The 6,051-nt window shown below is 43.2% G+C and carries 5 protein-coding genes and 1 pseudogene; 2 read left to right on the forward strand and 4 right to left on the reverse strand.

Annotated features, from left to right (window positions below):
• Position 1: 1 nt before the first annotated feature.
• From corA to LC653_RS26855, 4 genes are all read right to left on the reverse strand, one after another.
• Positions 2–1,003 carry a magnesium/cobalt transporter CorA gene (gene corA / locus LC653_RS26840; RefSeq protein ID WP_229497723.1) on the reverse strand — a complete coding sequence of 334 codons (1,002 nt, stop codon included), beginning with the start codon at positions 1,001–1,003 and terminating at the stop codon, positions 2–4.
• Positions 1,004–1,182: 179 nt separating this feature from the next.
• The gene (locus tag LC653_RS26845) at positions 1,183–1,617 is read right to left on the reverse strand and encodes a hypothetical protein (protein ID WP_229497724.1); all 435 of its coding nucleotides are present in this window, start codon (positions 1,615–1,617) and stop codon (positions 1,183–1,185) included.
• A gap of 126 nt (positions 1,618–1,743) precedes the next feature.
• Positions 1,744–2,469, reverse strand: a complete 726-nt coding sequence (locus LC653_RS26850) for a GDSL-type esterase/lipase family protein (RefSeq protein WP_229497725.1) — start codon at positions 2,467–2,469, stop codon at positions 1,744–1,746.
• 113 nt (positions 2,470–2,582) lie between these two features.
• Positions 2,583–2,834, reverse strand: a complete 252-nt coding sequence (locus LC653_RS26855; RefSeq protein ID WP_229497726.1) for a hypothetical protein — start codon at positions 2,832–2,834, stop codon at positions 2,583–2,585.
• A gap of 401 nt (positions 2,835–3,235) precedes the next feature.
• Here LC653_RS26855 and LC653_RS26860 point away from each other — a divergent pair, with 401 nt between their 5' ends.
• Both LC653_RS26860 and LC653_RS26865 read left to right on the forward strand, forming a co-directional pair.
• Positions 3,236–4,801 (forward strand): P-loop domain-containing protein, encoded by a 1,566-nt coding sequence (locus LC653_RS26860; RefSeq protein WP_229497727.1) that lies wholly within the window; start codon positions 3,236–3,238, stop codon positions 4,799–4,801.
• 1 nt (position 4,802) lies between these two features.
• A pseudogene (locus tag LC653_RS26865) lies at positions 4,803–6,051 on the forward strand (outer membrane protein assembly factor BamB family protein); the annotation flags it as partial.

A 6,051-nucleotide genomic window follows, 5' to 3' on the forward strand; every position in this document is an offset into this window, starting at 1 on the left:
ATCATTTGAGTTTTAGCCAGCCCTTGCGGTAGAAGTAAAACAGCATACAGCCAGCAATACTCAACATAATCAGCCAAAGGAGAGGGTATCCCCAGTCCCACTCCAACTCAGGCATGGATTTAAAGTTCATCCCATAGACACCAGCAATAAATGTCAGGGGTAAAAAGATTGTTGAAAATACAGTCAGGAAGCGGATATTCTCATTCATGTGGTTGCTCATTGAGGAGAGATAAACCTCCATTAAGCTAGAAGCAAGCTCCCGATAAGTCTCTACCATATCGATTACCTGCACTGCGTGGTTATAACAATCGCGCAAGCAGACGCGCACCTCATTCTTGATCAGATCTGAATCTTCCCGCATCAGCCGATCAATAGCATCGCGCTGAGGCCAAATTGATCGCCGCAGCATGAGCAACTCGCGCTTCATCTCGTAAATTTTCTCTAAGGTATAGCGATTAGGAGAACGGACAACCTCATGTTCGAGTTCTTCGAGTCGTTCGCCATAGTCTTCTAGCACTGGGAAAAAACCAGAAATTATCACATCAATTAGACAGTAAAGCAGGTAGTCTGCTCCTTGTTTACGGATAGCCCCTTTGTCACGGCAGATGCGATCGCGTAATGGATTAAAGCAACTATCGTGGTCAAACCCTTCCTGAATTGTGAGTACATAGTTTGATCCTAAGACAAGGCTCACCTGTTGACGGTCAAAGCCCTTACCCTGATCATCAGCTTTAACCATGCGACAAATTATTAATAGCTGGTCATCATAATCCTCAAACCTGGGACGCTGAGGCACGTTCATGATATCTTCGAGGAGTGAACGATGAAGGTTAAACCTTTCTCCAAATTGTTGTAGGAGATCTTCGCGCCCCAACCCCTGTATATCGACCCAACTCACCGATTCTGCCCTTAGATAAGGCATACATTCCTCTGGTGTATAGGGTTTGTGGCGAACCGCTTCTTCCGACTGACTGTAGTTAATCAGCCCAATCTCTGTCGTCAATGAGCATGTTAATGGGCGATTCTGCGTCCTCAGTAATCTTGAGGGGTTCGGATGAACCAACCGATTGACTCTAGCCATAGCTGTTTAAGTAATTCTTTTTCTTTATTATTTCTTAACTTAGGTATTACTCACTACTTTATTCTTTAAAATCTATTTATTGAGGTTCCTTCTTTGCATTTTCATAACCACTCCCCACCCCGGAAACGCCAACGGGGAAAGATAACTCGCATCAGGCTTTGTGAACTAATAAAAATTGCTAGCCACACGACGCTATAGTGCAACAAAAAAACTGCTAACGGTAGTTCTTCTTTAGGTAAAGGTATTGGTAAAAAGCCAAACAGTTTTACTCCACAGAACACAAACACCAATTCTGATATACCAGCTAATAATTGATAAACTCCAGGCCAATCCCTGTCCCAGCGAAATTTTTGGAGATAGTTATAAAGCACATCCCAACCTAAGCCAAAGACGCCGACATAACCAAGTATCCAAAAATAAACCGAGTTAGCATTAGAACCAATCAAACCCATTGCAAAAGGCAAAGACACAAGTACGCCCACTGTTGCAAGTAATAATAATCGAGTTTGCCAACGACCAAATAAAGTTGGTGTCATAGAAGTGCTGAATAAAAAATAGGGAAAAGATGGATTTAAAAATTCAGCACTATTGCAGTGCTTTTTGCAAGGATGGGAGATACGAGAATATTAGATTAGCCCCAAAGCATCAACATATTTATCTGATTACGATGGCTTAAGGTGGTAATCAAATTTAGAATGGTAACTTGAAATTGCATCCCAATTGATTACATCTTCTAGCAAAGCTTGATAACCCAGTGTATTGGGATGAAGACCATCTTCACTCAAGCGTTTAAGCCGCCAATTTTCACCGCGTTCCATCCATTGCTCAAAAATATCTAAATAGGGAATCTGCCGTTTGGTACAAGCAATTCGAGTTGCTTCTTTGTAGCGGTACTGGTCGGCATGATTATAGTAAAAGCAATCTAGAAATGGCATCTTGGCTTCATCCACTGGCACCATGCCCACAAATAATACAGGACATAGTTGCTGTGCTAAATCTAGCAGAGAAGCAATTTCTTTTTCAAACAATGTAAAATCTGTGTAACTTCGACCATCAAGACGCGCCAACCGCGCTGAGTCATTCACGCCTACGGACAAAATAATCAAGTCGGGAACACGATTTCGCAGTTCACCCCGGTGGCGAAATTCGACTTCTAGCCTTTGGGCTACTTGTTGCGTGCGATCGCCTCTTACCCCTAAATTATAAAGAACATGACCCGCACTATCCGGCAACATCCACCATCGCCGTAGTTGCTCGATCCAGCCTCCTTTTTCCGGATCGCCGAATCCATAAATTAAGCTGTCCCCCAGTGCGACAATCTTCATTGGCTGAAAGTGATTTGGTGGTACAGACACCTGCATTGAGGAAGAAGCTAGAAATGTGTGCATTTAAGAACTATATTTTATATCTTTACAAGATTCTATACATTTCTATACCATAGATGGCTATCTTTAATGTCCAAGCATATATGGGGTTTCTACTTATTGATGCAGTTTCAAGGTTAATATTGCCGCATTTGAGCTTCTGAGGGTGAACGTTGAGCTTCTGAGGGTGAACGTTGAGCTTCTGAGGGTGAATGTTGAGCTTCTGAGGGTGAATGTTGAGCTTCTGAGGGTGAATGTTGAGCTTCTGAGGGTGAATGTTGAGCTTCTGAGGGTGAATGTTGAGCTTCTGAGGGTGAATGTTGAGCTTCTGAAGGTGAATGTTGAGCTTCTGAAGGTGAACGTTGCACCTTTGAGCTTGAAAGTTGCACCTTTGATGCTGAAAGTTGCACCTTTGAGCTTGAAAATTGCGGTTTAAAAGCTCAAGTTGGAAGTTTGGTACTGAAAACGGCTATGCGATGTCTACGACAGGCTACGCCTACGCACCATGTTTCATTTTATTTTAGGTATAGGTGAGCGCTCATACTGCGCTAAATGAGTCTGAGAATCGAACCGCAGAGGCGCAGAGGACGCTGAGGAAGAGAGAAGAGGGAGCGTTAGCGCAGCTTATCGTACTCCTACTCTTAAGCAAGCTACGCGTAGCGTTCCATTGGCGCAGCCTCTCGTAGAGAAGGAAAGGTATCGCTATTATATAACCGTGTATTTGCTTAATTTTGGCATCAGTCGTTAGGATAAGTTACAGGTGTAAAAGTTATATCTACTGGTAGCAAAGATGAATATTGACCCTGTAGTTAATACACTTAAAAGTATTGCTAAACCTGCGGCTTCTCTAGTTATTAATCAAGCTCAACGCAATGAAACTGTAGTTAGAACCTTAAAACAATTCAATTTTGACCCAGTACAACCACCTAAAGATGTTGATGGTGTTTATGTTTATTCTTTAATTGAGTATGGTGTGGATAAGCAGGAAGTACTGCTGAATCTTTTTCGAGAAAGAGAAATTAAAAATGCTTTTTGGAGTGCTTATACTTCAAATAATCCCTTGGGTTTCTACAAGGAAGTAGAAAAGTTTTTGCAGGGGAAGGATTCAGAATTTGATATCCGATTGATGAGAATTGAACTGCGATCGGAGTTAGAGGAGTTTGGGGAAATATTTATTAAGGTTGCTAAAAGAAGTAAATCAATAGAGTTTGAGCCTTTTCCAGAATGGAATTTAGACGAGTACTCAGCAGAATTTAAGTCGTTAATTAGAGAAAAAATTCGCTCGTTTTGTGGTCGTCAGTTTGTTTTTGACGCATTTAAGCAATTTTGCGACAAAAATCGCAGTGGTTACTTCACAGTGCTGGGTGACGCGGGGATGGGGAAGAGTACCATTGCTGCTAAATACGTCTGGGACAATAAATCACCATGCTATTTTAATATTCGCTCCGATGGTCGCAATCGAACGGGGCTATTTCTTGAAAGTATTCGCAAACAATTAATTAAGCGTTACCAGTTGCAGAATGCCCAGAAGGCTAATTTAGCAGATTTACTAGAACAGGTTAGCAAAAAACTGAATGCTGGCGATCGTCTGGTAATTGTGGTTGATGCGCTGGATGAAGTCGAACAAGAAACAGGGGGGAATCTTTTAGATTTACCGCCGTCGCTTCCTGAACGTGTTTATTTTCTGCTGACTAGACGACCATATACCATAGATAAAAAACGCTTGTCTGCACCAGATGTCCCGGTAGAGGAGCTAGATTTAAGCGCAACTAAGTATGTTGATTTGAGTCGTGAAGACATTAAGGAGTATATTCGGTTCTTTTTGAATGTCGATGAAGACTATAAGAAAGCACTTAGACAATGGATTCAAGACCGCAAAGTTGATGAGAATGATTTTGTTGAGCAGGTAGCAACTAAGAGTGAAAATAATTTCATGTACCTGCGTTATCTTTTGCCAGGAGTTGCTAAAGGTGACTATAAAGACCTGAGTTTAACGCAATTACCCGATGGTCTAAAGGATTATTATCAAGTTCATTGGGTACGTATGGGGATGGATGAAAAGCCCCAAGAAGTAAAAGTATTTATCCTGTTTATTTTAGTGGAGATTGGCACACCAATTACCTGTGAGATGATAGCGGATATTGCCGAACAAGAGGAATATGATGTGCAATCAGTTTTAGAAGAGTGGGTTGAATATTTGAAGAAGCAGGATATAAAAGGAGAAATCTGCCACAGCATCTATCATGCAAGTTTTTTGGACTTCTTGAAAGCAAAACGGGTTTTGGGTTCCAAACGGAAGCTATTTCAAGAGGTTAATCAACGCATTGCGGACTACCTTAACAGGGAGATGGCGTGAGATGGAAGAATTTGCTGACAAATTAGCGGCACAAAGTCCTGCTTTTCAACGTGCTTACTTGGGTAGTTTAGCGCCAAGCTTGGTAAAGTCGGGAAATTTAGAGAAGTATTACAAAACTCTGACTGATTTTGATTTCATCACTGCCAAGATTAACCATCCTGAGTTTGGGGTACAGCCGCTAATTGAAGATTATGATTTGATTGATCATAGGGAGATGTCTAATAACTCAGAATACAACTTTAAAAAAGGCACAAGTCTGGAATTGATTCAAAGTGCATTGAGACTGTCAGCGCATATTTTAGTCGCGGGTAAGCGGCAATTAGCGAGTCAATTGCACGGACGGTTACTAAATCAGAAAATGCCAGAGGAGATTCAGGAATTACTGGTACAAATAAAGCAAAGGACAACTACTCCTTGGCTGTGTGCCTTGACCCCTAGCTTAACCCCACCAGGAGGACGCTTACTCCGCACCCTCAATGGTCATAGTAAGTCGGTAAATGCCGTCGCCGTCACCCTCAATGGGCAACAGGTGATTTCTGCCTCCTCTGACTCCACCCTCAAAGTCTGGAATCTGGCAACAGGGGAGGAACTATTCACCCTCAATGGTCATAGTAACTCGGTATTTGCCGTCGCCGTCACCCCCAATGGGCAACAGGTGATTTCTGCCTCCGATGACAACACCCTCAAAGTCTGGAATCTGGCAACAGGGGAGGAACTATTCACCCTCAATGGTCATAGTGGCCCGGTACGTGCAGTCGCCGTCACCCCCGATGGTCAACAGGTGATTTCTGGTTCAGATGACAACACCCTCAAAGTCTGGAATCTGGCAACAGGGGAGGAACTATTCACCCTCAATGGTTATAGTGGCCCGGTAAGTGCAGTCGCCGTCACCCCCGATGGTCAACAGGTGATTTCTGGTTTAGATGACAACACCCTCAAAGTCTGGAATCTGGCAACAGGGAAAGAACAATTCACTCTCAATGGTCATAGTAGCCCGGTAAGAGCAGTCGCCGTTACCCCCGATGGGCAACGGGTGATTTCTGGTTCAGTTGACGACACCCTCAAAGTCTGGAATCTGGCAACAGGGGAGGAACTATTCACCCTCACTGGTCATAGTCAGTGGGTAAGAGCAGTCGCCGTTACCCCCGATGGGCAACGGGTGATTTCTGGTTCAGTTGACGACACCCTCAAAGTCTGGAATCTGGCAACAGGGGAGGAACTATTCACCCTCACTGGTCATAGTCAGTGGA

It is taken from the genome of Nostoc mirabile CHAB5784 (genome assembly GCF_020829645.1).
GTDB classification, from domain to species: domain Bacteria; phylum Cyanobacteriota; class Cyanobacteriia; order Cyanobacteriales; family Nostocaceae; genus Nostoc; species Nostoc mirabile.